A 16,109-nucleotide genomic window follows, 5' to 3' on the forward strand; every position below is an offset into this window, starting at 1 on the left:
GTCTAAAGCGGACTTCTAAACACTAAAACTAGAAAACAAAAAAGGCGAACCACAGGTTCACCTTTCAAATCAATTCTGCTCTAGCAGCAGCGCTGCTAAACCAACACCCTACTCCTCAACATAACTCTCAATGCTAGGGCAAGAACAGATCAGGTTGCGGTCGCCATACACGTCATCAATACGGTTAACCGTTGGCCAGAACTTGTTTCTGTGCACTTCTGGCGCTGGGTACGCCGCTAGCATACGGTCGTAGCTACGGTTCCAGTCGCTGTCACAGATGTCAGCTAGTGTGTGCGGTGCATTGTGTAGCGGGTTGTCAGTCGCATCCCACTCGCCGCTTTCTACTTTCGCAATTTCTTGGCGAATGCTAACCATCGCATTAATGAAACGGTCTAGTTCGTACTTCGCTTCCGACTCGGTTGGCTCAATCATAAGCGTACCCGCTACTGGGAAGCTCATGGTTGGCGCGTGGAAACCATAGTCGTTTAAGCGCTTCGCGATATCTAGCTCGGTTACACCGCTTGCTTCTTTAAGCGGGCGAAGGTCAATAATACACTCGTGCGCTACGCGGCCATTGTTGCCTTTGTAAAGCACTGGGAAGTGCCCTTCTAGCTTCTTAGCCACATAGTTAGCGTTAAGAATAGCGACTTCGGTTGCACGGCGAAGGCCAGCGCTACCCATCATTTTGATGTACATGTAGCTGATAGGCAGAATAGATGCACTACCCCATGGCGCTGCCGAAACCGCACCACAGTCTTTACCTGCTGTTGCTACGTCTACCACTGTGTGGTTTGGTAGGAATGGTGCAAGGTGCGATTTAACACCAATCGGTCCCATACCTGGGCCGCCACCACCGTGTGGAATACAGAAGGTTTTGTGTAGGTTAAGGTGCGATACGTCTGAACCAATGAAGCCAGGTGACGTAATGCCCACCTGCGCGTTCATGTTCGCGCCGTCCATGTAAACCTGACCGCCGTGCTCGTGAACAATGTCACAAATCTCGCGTACGGTTTCTTCATATACACCGTGGGTAGACGGGTATGTGATCATGGCGCACGATAGGTTGTCGCCCACTTCTTCCGCTTTTTTGCGAAGGTCGTTAAGATCTACGTTACCTTTGCTATCGCACGCTACTACTACCACTTTAAGGCTAACCATTTGCGCAGACGCAGGGTTAGTACCGTGGGCAGAGCTTGGAATTAAGCACACGTTTCTGTGACCTTCGCCACGGCTTTCGTGGTAACGCTGAATAGCCAATAGGCCTGCGTATTCACCTTGTGCACCTGAGTTAGGCTGCATTGAAAGCGCATCGTAGCCCGTTACGTTAATTAGCCACTCGCTAAGCTCGGCAATCATTTCTTGATAGCCCGCTGCTTGGTCTAGTGGTGCAAACGGGTGAAGCTGACCGAATTCAGCCCATGTTACAGGGATCATTTCAGCCGTTGCGTTTAGCTTCATGGTGCACGAGCCCAATGAAATCATTGAGTGGTTAAGCGCTAAGTCTTTATTTTCAAGGCTCTTGATGTAGCGAAGCATCTCTGTTTCAGAATGATACTTGTTAAACACTTCGTGCGTTAGGAAGTCGCTGGTACGTACTAGACCTTCAGGAATAGATTTCACGTCTTGCGTGGTAACTTCAGCGTCTAGGCCTTCAACCGTTAATCCGTGATCGTCACCTAGAATAACATCGAATAGCGCAACAATGTCTTCACGAGTTGTGGTTTCATCTAGTGCAACACCTACTGCGCCTTCTAAGTCAGCACGTAGGTTCATGCCTTTTGCATATGCTTTTGCTAGTACGTCTTCTTTGTTGTCTACCATTACGGTTAGCGTGTCGAAGTACGTGCTGTGCTTAAGGGCTACGCCTTTTTCTGCACCTTTTTGTGTTAAACCAGTAGCAAGAATGTCAGCAAAACGGTGAATGCGCTCAGCAATGGTTTTAAGGCCTTGTGGACCGTGGTATACCGCGTAGAAGCTCGCCATATTGGCTAACAGCACCTGCGCTGTACAAATGTTCGAGTTCGCTTTTTCGCGACGAATGTGCTGTTCACGGGTTTGTAGCGCCATGCGAAGTGCTGGGCGACCTCGGGTGTCTTTACTTACACCAATAATACGGCCAGGTAGTGAACGCTTGTAGCTGTCGCGTGTAGCAAAGAATGCCGCGTGCGGGCCACCATAGCCCATAGGCACACCAAAGCGCTGTGCACTACCAAGTGCAACGTCTGCACCTAGTTCGCCAGGCGACTTAAGCATTACTAAGCTCATTAGGTCAGCGGCTACTGCCACAATCCCTTTTTTCGCCTGTACCGCAGCAATGATGTCGCTGATATCTTTAACTTCACCGGTAGAGGTTGGGTATTGAAGTAGCGCACCAAAAATATCGTGCTCCGCTGCTTCTTCTGCCGCACCTTTGATGATTTCAAAACCAAACATTTCAGCGCGGGTTTCAACCACGTCAACCGTTTGCGGGTGAACGTCGTTAGCAATAAAGAACGCATTCGCTTTTTTGTTCTTAGATACACGCTTAGCAAGACCCATGGCTTCAGCCGCCGCTGTACCTTCATCAAGTAGTGACGCAGATGCTAGCTCTAGGCCAGTTAGGTCAATGGTCACTTGTTGAAAGTTAAGAATGGCTTCCAAACGACCCTGGGCAATTTCTGGCTGGTAAGGCGTGTACGCTGTGTACCAACCTGGATTTTCTAGCACGTTGCGAAGAATAACGTTTGGTACGTGTGTATCGTAGTAACCCATACCAATGAAAGAACGGTTAATTTTGTTCTTTTGTGCAACGGCTTTAAGTTCACTTAATGCTTCAACTTCTGTCGCCCCTTCACCACATTTTAGTGGCTCTGGTAGCGCAATACCTGCCGGTACAGTTTGCTCAATTAAATCGTCTAGTGAGCTTGCACCAATAGCAGACAGCATTTCTTCAATTTCGCCTTTACCCGGGCCAATGTGACGGCGGATAAATGTATCTTTTTGCTCTAGTTGAGCCAATGTAGGGGAAGTATTCGACATAACGTTGTTAAGCACTCGTAATGGTTGCCGCAAGGGCGCGTTAAATCTTTAAGTTAAAAAGGGGCTGAATTATCTTCATGCCCCTTTTCAAATTATGGTTCTTTTAAAACTGCGTAACGAATTACTCTTCGTCGATGCTGTTTTCGTAGCCTTCAGCGTCTAGTAGACCTTCTACTTCAGCCGCGTCGTCAGCTTTAATTTTGAATAGCCAACCGTCGCCGTACGGGTCAGAGTTAACTAGTTCTGGAGAATCTTCTAGGTCTTCGTTAATTGCTACAATTTCACCTGAAATTGGCGCGTAAACGTCAGACGCTGCTTTTACCGATTCAGCAACACATACGTCGTCGCCAGTGCTTACTGCGTCGCCAACATCTGGCAAATCAACGAAAACCATGTCGCCAAGTAAGCCTTGTGCGTGCTCAGAAATACCTACAGTGAAAACACCGTCACCTTCAGGGCGAACCCATTCGTGCGTAGCGGCATAGCGTAAATCAGTTGGGATGTTGCTCATAATCGTTCCTGTTATTCTCTGTTAACTTTTGGGGCCTAATAGCTGTTGGCCTTATAAAACACTTTTTCCATTGCGAACAAAGGAGGGCTTAACCACTTTTACTGTAACCCACTTTTTGCGCATTTCCACTTCTACGGTTTCACCAACATCACTTGGTACTCGTGCCATCGCAATTGAGTGACCTAGAGTTGGAGAGAACGTACCTGAAGTGATAACGCCTTCGCCGCTTTCTGTTTTCACTTTAAGACCGTGACGCAGCACGCCTTTTTCAGTCATTACCAAGCCTACTAGCTTGTCGGTACCCGCTTCGCGCTGCGCTTCTAGTGCTTTACGCCCTACGAAATCACGATCAGCTGGTTCCCATGTAATTGTCCAGCCCATGTTGGCGGCTAGTGGCGATACGGTTTCGTCCATATCTTGGCCGTACAGGTTCATGCCTGCTTCTAGGCGAAGTGTGTCGCGAGCACCCAGGCCGCATGGCTTAACGCCCGCGTCTAGTAGTGCTTGCCAGAAGCTTTCCGCTTGTTCAGCTGGCACCATAATTTCATAGCCTGCTTCACCGGTGTAACCTGTGGTAGCGATGAATAAATCTTCTGCTTGTACACCAAAGAATGGCTTCATGCCCGCTACCGCTTCTTTTTGCGCTGCGCTGAACAGGTTAGCGGCTTTTTCTTTTGCGTTAGGGCCTTGTACGGCAATCATGGCAAATTCAGGGCGCTCGGTGATGGTTACGTCAAAGCCTTCTGCTTTGCTCATTAACCAGTTCATGTCTTTTTCGCGCGTTGCTGAGTTAACTACTAGGCGATAGTTAGTCTCGTCGAAGTGATAAACGATAAGGTCGTCTACAACACCGCCTTCTTCGTTAAGCATGCCGCTGTATAGCGCTTTGCCTTTGTCTTTTAGTTTTGCCACGTCGTTGGCTAAAAGGTACTGGAGATACGCTTTGGCTTGCGCGCCTTTTACGTCGACAATGGTCATGTGAGACACATCAAACATACCGGCGTCTTGACGCACAGCGTGATGCTCTTCAATTTGTGAACCATAGTTAATTGGCATATCCCAGCCGAAGAAATCGACCATTTTCGCACCGGCTTCTAGGTGCTTTGCGTGTAGGGCGGTGGTTCTAGACATTCCACTTACTCTTTTTTAATTTGAAAGGTAGAAAACGAAATTGAGTATAGTGAGCTAACGTTTATGCAACAAATTGAAAATTTTTATCAATACATTTAAAAAGCAAATGTATTCTTTGGAAAACATGAGAAAAGCAAATATGTAAGCGTTTACCGCGCTTTAAGATAGCTTAAAGATTGCAGCCACGACTATCGAACCTGAAAAAACTTAATATCAGATGGTATTTAGAAGGGAGAATTGCAATTTAGTACCCAGCTTTTTTGAAACGTTGCCGAATACTTTCTGCACAGTTGCTGAGGGCGTTGTAAGGGATATTTAAATACTGATTAGTAGCCTGCTGGATGTTGTTCGATAGCAAGTGTACTAAATGCACACCTCACCATTTTGCCAAACGTTTGCAAGTGCGTTGTCTTCGCTTAGCTCTACAAAGTTCGCCCGCTGCCCTACTGCAATGCAGCCTAGTTTTTCGTTAATGCCCATAAACGTAGAGGGTGTCGCGCTTGCCATATAGCTCGCATCTTCTAGCGAAATTCCGATGTCGTTAACGCAGTTAATAACCGCGCCATGCATGTCTAAGCAACTTCCGGCAAGGGTGCCATCAGGTGTAGTAAGTTTGTATCCAACACGAGTAATATGGGTATCGAAAAAGTCTATAACGTCTTCGTCGGCACCTACATGGGCCATGGCATCGGTAACCAGCATTAATTGCGATGGCCCTTTGGCTTTGAAGGCAAGCTCAACCGCTTTAGGGTGCAAATGCTGATGATCAACAATGATGCCGCAGGCGTTATTGCTTAAAAGCGCAGCGCCAACCATGCCAGGTTCACGAGAGGTAAACGGCGACATGGCGTTGTATAAATGTGTAAATCCAGAAGCTCCCGCTTCAATCGCACGCTGCACAATATCAAAAGGTGCATTAGAGTGCCCTAGCGCTACAATAACGCCTTGGTTTACTAAGTCTCGAATAACATCACACGAGGTATTCTCAGGCGCTACGGTAATCATTACCTTACCAAGATCTTTTCGGGTATAAGTGGCAAGTTCCCTGTCGGTAAGCGGGCGAATGTATTTTGAGAGGTGTACACCTTTTTTCTCAACGCTTAAGTGTGGCCCTTCAAAATGAATTCCTTCAACACTTGGGTGGCCGCTTTCTATTGCTTCACTCACCGCATTGGCGGCGCTTTCGATAGTTGCTATGTTATCGGTAATAAGCGTGGGGAATAATGTGGTGGTGCCAAACTTTCGATGGGCTTTGGCCATTATTTCTATACTTTTAAACGTTGGTGCGTGATTAAACATTACGCCCCCGCCGCCGTTCACTTGTGTATCTATATAGCCAGGAATAAGCCTGTTAGACACGCGCTCAGAAATTTCTTCACGCTGCTTTTGTGGATCAGAAAGTGCTTCGATGTGAGTAATTACGCCCTCTTTGATCGTGAGTACTTGGTCTTTTTCCCAGTTACCTTTTATCAAAACGTTTTCGGCTAAAACTATCTTCATCATTGCGCTTTCATTTTCCTAATTACGTGCGGTTGTAGCAGTGTTTTGTTTGCTGCTTATAACGTTGATTTTTTCGTCGCTTGTCTCATTACTTGCATCGAAATTTGCCGCGTGATCTTATGGCTTACTTGCCGTTAATGGCCATCGTATATTGCTTTAGCGTACTTGATAGCGCCCTGCTCTGGCGATAATTCACATGCTTGTAGGCGCGTACGGATTTTCTCAGAAAAGTAAGGTACATACACATTGCTTAACCCACCAATTAAAGCAAGATTATACGTGTTATCACCTAGAAGTCGCTGCGCCATACTCTCTAAATATTCGCCACCTTCGTTAAAAATGCGAACAACTTGGGGATCACCCTCACTTAAAAGTGGCAACATACACGGCACTAAATTCGCGTAATGATGAGTACTAAACCCAGCACATTTTGCCACAATCTCATTGGCATTCGAGGTACCAAGCTCTGCACATACCTTTTTGGCAAGGTCATCAGGGCTTCGAATGTTGTCTAAACACAGTAAGGTGTGCTGAATAGCTTGCAAGCCTAGCCAAGCGCCACTTGCAAAATCGCCTATTGGAAAGCCGTGCCCACCTAAGTCTGTAAATTTGCTATTAGCATATACTGCCCCTGCAGACCCCGTACCAACAATAATTACCGCTCCCGGCTTTCCATTATGAGCACCTACGCAGGCTGCATGTAAATCACTTAGTATATGAAGCGAATGAAAGGGATGCGCCCAGGTTTCAAAGTGAGCTTTTGCGGTGCTGATATTAGCGCCAGCCAGCCCGCCTGATACTACACACTGTGATACTGTGATAGGTGTTACTGGGGTTTCGCTATTCTGTGAAGCCAATAAGGTATTAGCAGATTCTATAGCCTTAGCTACCCCATCCGATATAGAGGTTTTAGCAAGTTCTGCGTCTCGCATTATATTAGCTGGGCCGCTAATGCCCTCACCAAGCTGCGTGCCGTTCTTATCTTGTAGTATGACTTTGCACTTAGTACCGCCGCCATCTATGCCGATAAAATACAAGTCAGAATTCATTACGTTTTCTCGTAGTTAACATCACTCATTACATACTTAGCCAGCACATCGTTATGCGCGGGTAACTCACTTTAAATGCGCAACGCTTCTTAAATCGACACGCTGATTTAAATTTTTTAAAAACGCCGCTGAAGCGTAACTGTTTGCTGCTATTGGTTAATTATATTATCGATATTTACTTGCTAAAGCCTATCACAATTGTGGTTAGCTTAACCTAGTTTGCTACGTTTAATAGCTTGAGTTCGTGAATTTATAAACGTGACTACGCTTACCCTACGTTATCTTGCGGTACTTAAAAGGGCGTATTCATAGTTGGTTTTATACAACTAGCAACGTAAATCGTATCTAAGTTGATAATATGGGCTTTCAGTGCCATACATTTGCAAATACAATAACAAACGGCACTGACATTAATAAACCTGATAAATATGAAGCAGCTTTCTTTAGATACTTTACGCACCTTTGTTAGCGTTATTGAGCTTGGTGGCTATGCAAAGGCGGGCGACTTTTTAGGTCGTTCTCAGCCTGCTATTAGTTTGCAAATCAAAAAGCTTGAATCGCAGTTAGACCGAAAGCTGTTCACCAAAGTAGGCCAACGCCATGTACCTAGCGCCGATGGAAACTGGTTGTACCCAAAAGCGAAAGAGCTGTTAGAACTTAACGACAACATTTTTAGAAGCCTCACTCCTGCACCACTTAGCGGCAGATTACGCCTGGGCATTCCCAACGAATTTGCCTCTACCCTACTGCCGGGCTTAATTGGTGAGTTTTCGAAGCGTTACCCAGATGTATCGTTAGAAGTAACGTCGGCGCTAAGTCGCGATCTGCTTCACCCGTCTCAACGAGATCACTTCGATTTAATTCTGGCACTCGTAAACCCAGGCGAGCAAACCGAGGGTGAAGTGGTAATAGAAGACGATGTGGTATGGGTAGGTGATACCGCTCACCCATTAGTGGGGAACAACATTCCGCTAGTGCTAGCGCCAGATGGCTGCATGTACAGAAGCCGAGTAATTGAACAACTAAAACAGCAAACCTTCGCTTGGAAAATTAGCTACACCAACGCTGATTTGGGCGGTTTGGTTGCTGCCATTCAGCAAGGGCTTGGTGTAACAGCACTAGCAAAATCGAGCCTACCTGCCAATTTAGCCGTGCTAAATCACCCGCACCTGCCCAAGCTAGGTAAAGTAAACATTTGCCTATTTAACCAAGACACCCAGCATCCAGTTATCAGCAAAACCCTCGCCGAATTCTTCAAAGTGCGCCTAACCCAGTAAAAAAGGGGTCAGAGTACTTTTTCTGCCCCACCATTCGCTTTTAGTTAGCTTCAGCCATCGTTTGTGATGGTTTCGATAAGCTCGCCGAGTACAGTTTCGGCTTTGCTGGTTTCAACCTGGCAGGTACCTGCGTTCATGTGACCACCGCCGCCATACTTCAAGCACAACTCTCCCACATTGGTGTTAGAGCTACGATTAGTAATGGATTTACCAATAGCAAATACCACGTTCTGCTTTTTAAGCCCCCACATTTTGTGAATAGAAATATTACAGTCTGGGTACATTGCGTAAATAACGAAACGGTTAGTAGCGTAAATAGTCTCTTCTTCAGTTAAATCGAGTACCACAAGGTTGTCGTGTACGGTAGAGCACTTCGCTATTTGTGCCTTAGCCATTTCGTTGTGCTCATGATATAGATCTACGCGTTCGGCCACGTCTTCCATTTGAAGTATTTCTTCTATGCTGTGATCTTTGCACGCATCTATTAGCTTCATCATAAGCTGGTAGTTAGAGATTTTAAAATCTCTGAAACGGCCAAGCCCAGTTCGTGCATCCATGATGAAATTCATAAGCACCCAATCTGTAGGTTCTAAGATCTCTTCTTCGCTAAACTGCGCAGAGTCGCCTTTATCTACTGCTTCCATCATATCTACTGAGATATTGGGAAACTTATCGGCACCACCGTAATAGTCGTATACGACGCGCGCAGCAGAGGGCGCTTTGGGGTCGATAATGTGGTTATCAATGTCGCTTGAATTACGCACAGTCTCACTAAGATGATGGTCGAAGGCAATGTGACACCCTGCGACATAAGGCAGGTTGGTAGTGATGTCATTCTCGGTAATATCAATTTTACCGTCTTGCATGTCTTTAGGGTGGACAAACAAAATGTCGTCTATCATGTCTAAATCTTTAAGCAAGACCGCACATACCAAGCCGTCAAAATCACTTCGTGTAACTAATCTAAATTTTCGCTCTGACATCACTTATTTCCTTTGATAACAAGTCTGAAATAAGTGTAACAGCTAGCAAAATTTTTGAGAGATTACCTATACAAATTTTAATTACAAAGTCGTAAAACGCGACAAAAGTATAACTATCGACTTGATTACTCAGCTTTTTACTTTCTTCAATTTTACTAAAGGTAATTAGAAAATAAGCGACTGACCTTGTGTGGCAATTATAAAGTTAAAGCCTAACTTGTTAGCCTGTTTTAACTCTTTTGATATGACAGAGCGTGGGCTCTCTCCCGCTTTTAAGCTGTATTTAATATGGCTTATCACGATATTGATGCCTGGAACCTGGCTTTTATCTTCAACTAGTTCGTGAAAGCGAGTGAGTTCTTGCATTAACCATTTAGGCGTAAGGTGTCCGAACAACAAATTGTCAGGGCGACTGTTATCAAAAGACACTTCAATAACCATACCTCTTAGCGTTTTGCTTCGCATTTGCTGTGCGAGGTAGCGCCAGATTACGCCCAACTTTCCTTCTTTTTCGACATCGTCCGGACCAGTATCACCGAAATAAACAAACATATCGTTGTCACTTTCAATAACGAAAGCGGTCGATTCTAAGGGGTGGCTTAAACTAAAAGGCGTTACCGTTAAATTAGTGCCTACAATGCTAGTGGTATGTTGCGGTACCAGGTCGATAACATCGTATTTGTTGAGCTTTGGCTCTAAACCTCGATTCGTAAAGTTTGCCCATGCCTGCCAATTGAAGTAAGTCGCCCCCATGGTGTCGTTTACAGACTTTAAGGCATAGATGGGTTTATTGTTATCATCTGGTGAAGCAACGAGTAACCCTGCTACATGATCCAGATGACCATGGCTAATCAAGTATGCAGCAACGTGATTATGCAGTACATTGCCATTAGCTCGCAGGTTATCGTCGGGCTTGCTTTTTAAAGTGTCAAAAGCCCCTTCTTTCAACGCAACATCAATACCATTAACTATGCTTCCTGCGTCTAGGGCAACATAGCGTTCCTCTTCTAAACTTCGCAGTAAAAATGCGCTCAAGTTGCCGTCTTTGATACCGCCAGTATCGCCTAATGTAACAAGTTGAAATGCAGGCTCTGCGCTGCTTTTGCTTCTTTCAATAGCAGTGTTGTATTCCGTTTCATTGTCTTTTACTGAAACAGTGCTGCAAGCGCTTAGCGCTGAGAAAATCAAAAAGCCAAATATATATTTCAAAATTTCTTTTTACCCATTAATAATATTTGTTTCCTAGCTTTTGAAAGCTGAGCAAAAAACAAAAAAAGATAAACTACAAAACATCAGGCCCACATCACCATGATTGCGGCAGCGCCGATTAGGAGTAGCCCAATAATTTCGCGTTTTGTAACTGCGTTTTTTAGCCAGTAATGTGAAAGCACTAAAGTAAGCAAAACCTCTAGTTGCCCCAGCGTTTTCACTAGCGCCACATGCTGTAGCGCCATGGCAGTGAACCAGCATATAGAGCCCAAGCAACTAACCGTGCTTATCGCTAGCACCTGCTTTTTAGCGTTTACTAGTTGCTTAAACACAAAGGGCTTAGTTAGCGCAATATAGCCACTTAAACTTATTGTTTGTACACATAGCACCCATAGTAAAACCCAAGCTGCGGCTACTGTATGCTGAATGTTGAGCATATGGCTAGCCTCGCGCACCAACAGTGATGTAAGCGCAAAACAGGTACCGCAAGCAAGTCCTATAACCATGGTTTTCACACTAATGCCATGGAGCCGATTGCCGCTGCTTAATACAAATACTGCTATTGCGCCTATTACTATGCCCGCCCACCCAAGGGGCGTTAAATAACTTCCGAAAAAGAGCATGCCTACAACGCCGGCCACCAAGGCCTCACTTTTCGCAAGGCCTGCGCCAATGGCAAAATTCTTCTGCTTGAACAAAATCACCATTAAAGAAGTGGCCGCTATTTGAAGTAGCGAAGCACACAGTATCACTGCAATAAAAGAGCCTGAGAACTCAGGCACTTGACTGGCGCTACTGCTGTAGAGAATGAGTAAATAGACGAGGGCTATTGGCGGAGCCAAGATAAAGCGAGAGAGCGTCACCCCAGAGGTGTTAACTGCACCGCTCAGCTTGCTTTGCAGTGCATTGCGCACGGTTTGCATAACAACCGCGCCCAACGTAAATAAAATCCAACTCATTAGCGTCGCTTCACCTTGTTATATCGCTACCTACAGTTAAGCGTGAATTACTTTGCCTCTTTCGCTTCCATTGCCTGTGTGCGTTTGTCTTTAAAATCAGAGTCACGTTTCCAGTATGGCCACACATCGCCTTGGGCATAGTAATTCAGCATAGAGCCGATAAGTGAGAGATCTTGTTGCACACCACCCAATGTCCAGCTTGGAAGATAGTCATCATCTGCTTTATGGTAGCGTTTGGCGATGAAGCTAGGGTCGGTATCGCCTAAGCTCATGAACAAAATTGAAGGCACGCCCTGCTTAGCAAGCGCGAAGTGATCTGAGCGGAAAAACAATCCATTTTGAGGTCGCGGATCCATCTTGACGTTTCGCCCTTGTAGCGCGGCAGCTGTTGCTAAATCATCTTCAATAGATAGATAACCTTCACCGTACTGCAAAATGTAATCAACATTATCGTTTACATTCATGCCGTCGATATTTAAAAAAGCCACCATGTTCGATGTTGGTACCGGCGGGTTATTTGCAAAATAATCGGCACCGAGTAGCCCTGTTTCCTCAGCGGTAAACGCACTAAACATTAGTGTACGCGCAAAGCCCTCTTCGCGTTTTGAAAGCGCATCTGCCAATGTAAGCACACCTGCTACGCCTGACGCGTTGTCTACCGCACCATTGTAAATAGTGGTTTGGCTGTTCTTCTCAACTTTGCCTAGGTGATCCCAGTGAGCGTGAAGCATTACCCATTCTTCTGGCTTATCTGTTCCTTCTAAAATACCCGCAACATTTTGCGACTCGGCACGCTCAATAGTATTAGTGAAGCCCAATGATGCTTTTGTGTTTAGCGCGATGGGCATAAATCCTGGCTTTGAAGCTTTGTTTTTAAGCTCGCCATAGTCCAAACCCACTTTGTCAAATAGCTGTCTGGCGGCATTTAAATGAAGCCAACCCATTACACCGACTTGTGAAGCATTGTTGTTGTCGTCGACTAAACTGAATTTAGTATTGGAATTTGAGTTTTCGACTACGCCCCACCCGTAACCCGCAGGCATGGTTTCATGAATAATGAAAACCGCTTCTGCCCCCTGCCTGGCAGCTTCTTCGTACTTATATGTCCAACGACCATAATAGGTCATTGCGTTGCCTTGAAAAAGATCTGGATCTTTAGATGCAAAACCCGGGTCGTTTACCAGCATTACAACGGTTTTTCCTTTTACATCAAGGCCGGCGTAATCGTTCCAATTGTACTCTGGAGCACTAATGCCATAACCCACAAAAACTACGTCACTATTTGTAAGTGAGTAGTCATTAACAATGCGCTGAGTTCGGGCGGTAAACTCGCTACCTGCGCTGAAATGAAGCCCGCCTATAGTTAACGATGAAATGTTCTTCGGCGTTATTTTGGCTAAAGGCACAGCTTGGGTGTAGCTATCGCCAAAGGCTGGCTTAAGTCCTAGCTTCTTGTTTTGGGTTACCAAGTAATCGACTGTTTTTTCTTCCCCTTTCGACAATGGCCCTCGCCCTTCAAACTCATCGCTTGCCAGCGTTTTAACGTGCTGACGATAAACGTCCAAATCGATAGAGGCATTACTCAGCGTCATCTTTTTGCTTTTTGTTGTCGCCGACGATTCAACCGAGGCTAAATTAGAAGCAGGTACTTCGGCATTCACCGAACCAGTCATTAAAGTAGAAGTTAGTACAGAAGCAGCGCAGACAAAGGAAAAGGCGCGATAAGGTTTGCAAAGATAAGTAAGCATAAGCCATTGGTACAAGTAAAAAAGGATACCGAAGAGTATCCTGTACCGCCGACTATCTCAACGCCGAAACCACAAGAATGGGGTTTATAGGCCCATGGCGTGGCTGACGAAGGCGTTTTTAATGGTACTGAGTTTGTCTGTGGCTGAAAGACCAATTCCTCTGACCAACTTTTTGAGGGGGTCGTCGCCGTCGAACAAAAACTTGAAGCCGTCCATTGCCGCAATCATTTTCGTGGCCTCTGTTTTACGGCTTCGCTCGTAGCTGCGTAAGTGCTTGTACAAACCAATGTCTTTACCCGACGCCTTTAAGTCGCTTAGGGTTTCCGCCAGTGCGAGCGCATCTTGCATTCCCAAGTTAGCGCCTTGCCCTGCAAGCGGGTGAATGGTGTGTGCTGCATCTCCCACCAGCACCACACCGTCTTTTGCCCACTGGCGCGCATAGCGCATGGTCAGCGGGAAAGCAGCGCGCTTAGTTTCAAGCGAAATAGTGCCAAGAACGCTATTACTAGCCGCAGTTAACGCATTGCAGAACGCAGCGTCATCCAATGCCATTAATGAGTTTGCTTGCTCTGGCGTTTGCGACCATACAATGGAACATACATTTGGCTCAGACATAGGCAGTAGCGCGAGCGGTCCTGTTGGTGTGAACGCTTGTCTCGCCACATTATTATGCGGCTCTACCGTTTTGATATTAGCGACAATCGCCGTATGCTCGTAGTCTTTAAAAGTAATAGGCAAGCCAGCCTGCTTTCTCACAAACGAGTTTGCGCCATCGGCGCCTACTAACAACCTGCAGCTTAACACGTCATCATTATCAAGCATCAGCATGGTTTGATTTGGGCCAGCGAGCACTCTATCAATACCCGCTGTGATCAACTCCACATTAGACTGCGCTTCCACTGATTTAGACAGTGCATTAATTAAAGCCTGATTCTCAACAATCACGCCAAGCGCATCACTGCCCATTTCATCGCATGAAAAGTGAATATCGCCAAAACTGTCTTTGTCCCACACATGCATGTCGGTGTAAGGGTTGGCGCGATCTTGCTGTAAATGCGGCCACACATCAAACTGTTGCAGCGCTTTAATATTAGCCTGGTTTATGGCACTCACTCTTGCCGTAGGCTTCTCGCCCAGAGCCTGATAACACGCCGCTTTATCGACTATTGCTATGCTCAATTCACTATGTCTGAGCGCCGCTACAAGGGTTAGCCCTACAATTCCGCCGCCCACTATTGCTATATCAACATGCTGCATTGTTATCTCTTTTTCTAAGTGGTGTTTCGCCATAGCCCGTCGTGTGTTTAACAAACTCTTTTTTCGCCTGGGGCATCATGCTTAATGCCAATAGTGACACATTGCGCCCAATGACCGTTGGAAAATACTGATTTGAAAAAGTACGAACTAGAGTGTCAGTAAGAGCAATCGTATTGTCTCTATCTTTTTGACGTGATTTGGCGTAACTCTGAGTAATGCTAAAAGCGCCAGCATCGAAATTAGCTGATGCGATTGTATCGCTTTGCTCATTGTTGGAGTCACCCTGAGCATAATTTGACGATGACGTTAACCCTTTATTTGGCAAAGCATTTTCCGAATTCCCCACTTCTGACTGCTTTGCGTATTTTTCCGCTGACGCTTGCAGTACAGACACTAAAGCCGTTAGGTCACGTAAGCCTAAATTGAAGCCTTGCCCGGCAATGGGATGTAGCGCTTGCGCTGCATTACCCACAACTACGGTACGATGACTGGCAACCTGCTGCGCTTTGGTAAGCGCTAAGGGGTAACTTGCTAAATCACTAACTCTAAGTACTTTGCCTTGTCGATAGCCAAACGCTTCCTGTAAAGCTTGGATGAATGCACTTTGGCTTAACGCCATTAAGGTCTTTGCGGCGTCGGTATCTACTGTCCATACAACAGAAAAGCCGTTTCCAGTAGCTTTAATACCATCGACTTCGCTATCAAAAGGAAGGAATGCCAGTGGCCCGTTTTCAGTGAAACGTTCATACGCTTTGTTTTCATGGGGGAGCTGGGTGTGCACGTTAAAAACAATGGCTGTTTGATGATAGTCGCTAACTGTTTTAGAAATACCAACCCGCTCAGCTAACCCAGAACGACCGCCATCAGCAAGCACCAGCAATTTCGTGGTGAGCGATTGCCCACTATCTAACATTACCTCAACAAAATCGCGCTGCTGCTTTACGTTTGTAACTTTGGCTGGTGCAATGTGCTGATAGTTTGAACCCGCACTTGCCGCCAATCGAGTTAGCGCGCTTAAGCTTACGACCTGACCGAAGGCGTCAATATGATAGTCGCCACTTTCAAGGTTCAAGAAACCTAAATGTCCTTTGTCGCTTACCTCAATGTGCTTAATTTGAGGAGGCAATTCACCGTTATGCTGCTTGGCTACATCGTCAAGGTTTAGCCCCATGTGCGACAGTTCGTCCACTGTCCGTTTTGCTAAGGCAATCACACGAGTATCGGTGAAAGGATTAAAGTCATCTAAATTTTTGGTGGTTTCCTCGGGGTCAGCCGCATCAATAAGCGCGACTGATAAGCCGAGGCCATTTGCCGGAGATACTTTCTCTGCAAGTGCTTTGGCTAATACCGTACCGACAATACCACCACCAATAATTACTACATCAACCGCTGCTGCCGATTCCACTGTTTTTGTTTTCCTGTAGCCCAGAGGCTATGTCTTTAAATCTAATTTTATTGCGTAAAATC

Annotated in this window: 12 protein-coding genes; 1 reads left to right on the forward strand and 11 read right to left on the reverse strand. The window is 45.9% G+C overall.

The window, feature by feature from the left end; all coding sequences use genetic code 11:
* Positions 1-108 precede the first annotated feature (108 nt).
* The 5 genes from gcvP to AC27KT_RS15025 form a co-directional block, all read right to left on the reverse strand.
* Positions 109-3,018, reverse strand: coding sequence for an aminomethyl-transferring glycine dehydrogenase (gene gcvP / locus AC27KT_RS15005; protein ID WP_487131547.1), 2,910 nt, complete (start codon positions 3,016-3,018; stop codon positions 109-111).
* A gap of 121 nt (positions 3,019-3,139) precedes the next feature.
* Positions 3,140-3,529: a glycine cleavage system protein GcvH gene (gcvH, locus tag AC27KT_RS15010; RefSeq protein ID WP_014950360.1), complete on the reverse strand. Its 390-nt coding sequence runs from the start codon at positions 3,527-3,529 to the stop codon at positions 3,140-3,142.
* 51 nt (positions 3,530-3,580) lie between these two features.
* Positions 3,581-4,660 carry a glycine cleavage system aminomethyltransferase GcvT gene (gene gcvT / locus AC27KT_RS15015; RefSeq protein WP_487131275.1) on the reverse strand — a complete coding sequence of 360 codons (1,080 nt, stop codon included), beginning with the start codon at positions 4,658-4,660 and terminating at the stop codon, positions 3,581-3,583.
* Between the two features lie 363 nt (positions 4,661-5,023).
* A complete protein-coding gene (gene nagA, locus AC27KT_RS15020) occupies positions 5,024-6,163 on the reverse strand; it encodes an N-acetylglucosamine-6-phosphate deacetylase (RefSeq protein ID WP_487131277.1) in 1,140 nt (379 codons plus the stop codon).
* Between the two features lie 131 nt (positions 6,164-6,294).
* Positions 6,295-7,209: a glucosamine kinase nucleotide-binding domain-containing protein gene (locus AC27KT_RS15025; protein ID WP_487131279.1), complete on the reverse strand. Its 915-nt coding sequence runs from the start codon at positions 7,207-7,209 to the stop codon at positions 6,295-6,297.
* A gap of 428 nt (positions 7,210-7,637) precedes the next feature.
* On the opposite strand from AC27KT_RS15025, the gene AC27KT_RS15030 reads away from it, so the two are divergent.
* Positions 7,638-8,486, forward strand: coding sequence for a LysR family transcriptional regulator (locus AC27KT_RS15030; RefSeq protein ID WP_131136860.1), 849 nt, complete (start codon positions 7,638-7,640; stop codon positions 8,484-8,486).
* Between the two features lie 50 nt (positions 8,487-8,536).
* On the opposite strand, the gene AC27KT_RS15035 is transcribed toward AC27KT_RS15030, so the two are convergent.
* The 6 genes from AC27KT_RS15035 to AC27KT_RS15060 all read right to left on the reverse strand — a co-directional run bounded on the left by AC27KT_RS15035 (position 8,537) and on the right by AC27KT_RS15060 (position 16,047).
* A complete protein-coding gene (locus tag AC27KT_RS15035; protein ID WP_487131282.1) occupies positions 8,537-9,469 on the reverse strand; it encodes a DHH family phosphoesterase in 933 nt (310 codons plus the stop codon).
* Positions 9,470-9,634: 165 nt separating this feature from the next.
* Positions 9,635-10,585, reverse strand: a complete 951-nt coding sequence (locus AC27KT_RS15040) for an MBL fold metallo-hydrolase (protein WP_487131549.1) — start codon at positions 10,583-10,585, stop codon at positions 9,635-9,637.
* Positions 10,586-10,761: 176 nt separating this feature from the next.
* A complete protein-coding gene (locus tag AC27KT_RS15045; RefSeq protein ID WP_487131284.1) occupies positions 10,762-11,637 on the reverse strand; it encodes an EamA family transporter in 876 nt (291 codons plus the stop codon).
* 47 nt (positions 11,638-11,684) lie between these two features.
* Complete coding sequence (locus tag AC27KT_RS15050; RefSeq protein WP_487131551.1) at positions 11,685-13,229, reverse strand: M28 family metallopeptidase; 1,545 nt, start codon at positions 13,227-13,229, stop codon at positions 11,685-11,687.
* 240 nt (positions 13,230-13,469) lie between these two features.
* The gene (locus tag AC27KT_RS15055; RefSeq protein ID WP_487131286.1) at positions 13,470-14,642 is read right to left on the reverse strand and encodes an FAD-dependent monooxygenase; all 1,173 of its coding nucleotides are present in this window, start codon (positions 14,640-14,642) and stop codon (positions 13,470-13,472) included.
* Complete coding sequence (locus AC27KT_RS15060) at positions 14,629-16,047, reverse strand: FAD-dependent monooxygenase (RefSeq protein ID WP_487131288.1); 1,419 nt, start codon at positions 16,045-16,047, stop codon at positions 14,629-14,631. Before AC27KT_RS15060 ends, AC27KT_RS15055 begins: the two co-directional genes overlap by 14 nt.
* Between the last annotated feature and the right edge of the window lie 62 nt (positions 16,048-16,109).

It is taken from the genome of Alteromonas sp. 5NW40-0090 (assembly GCF_057552975.1).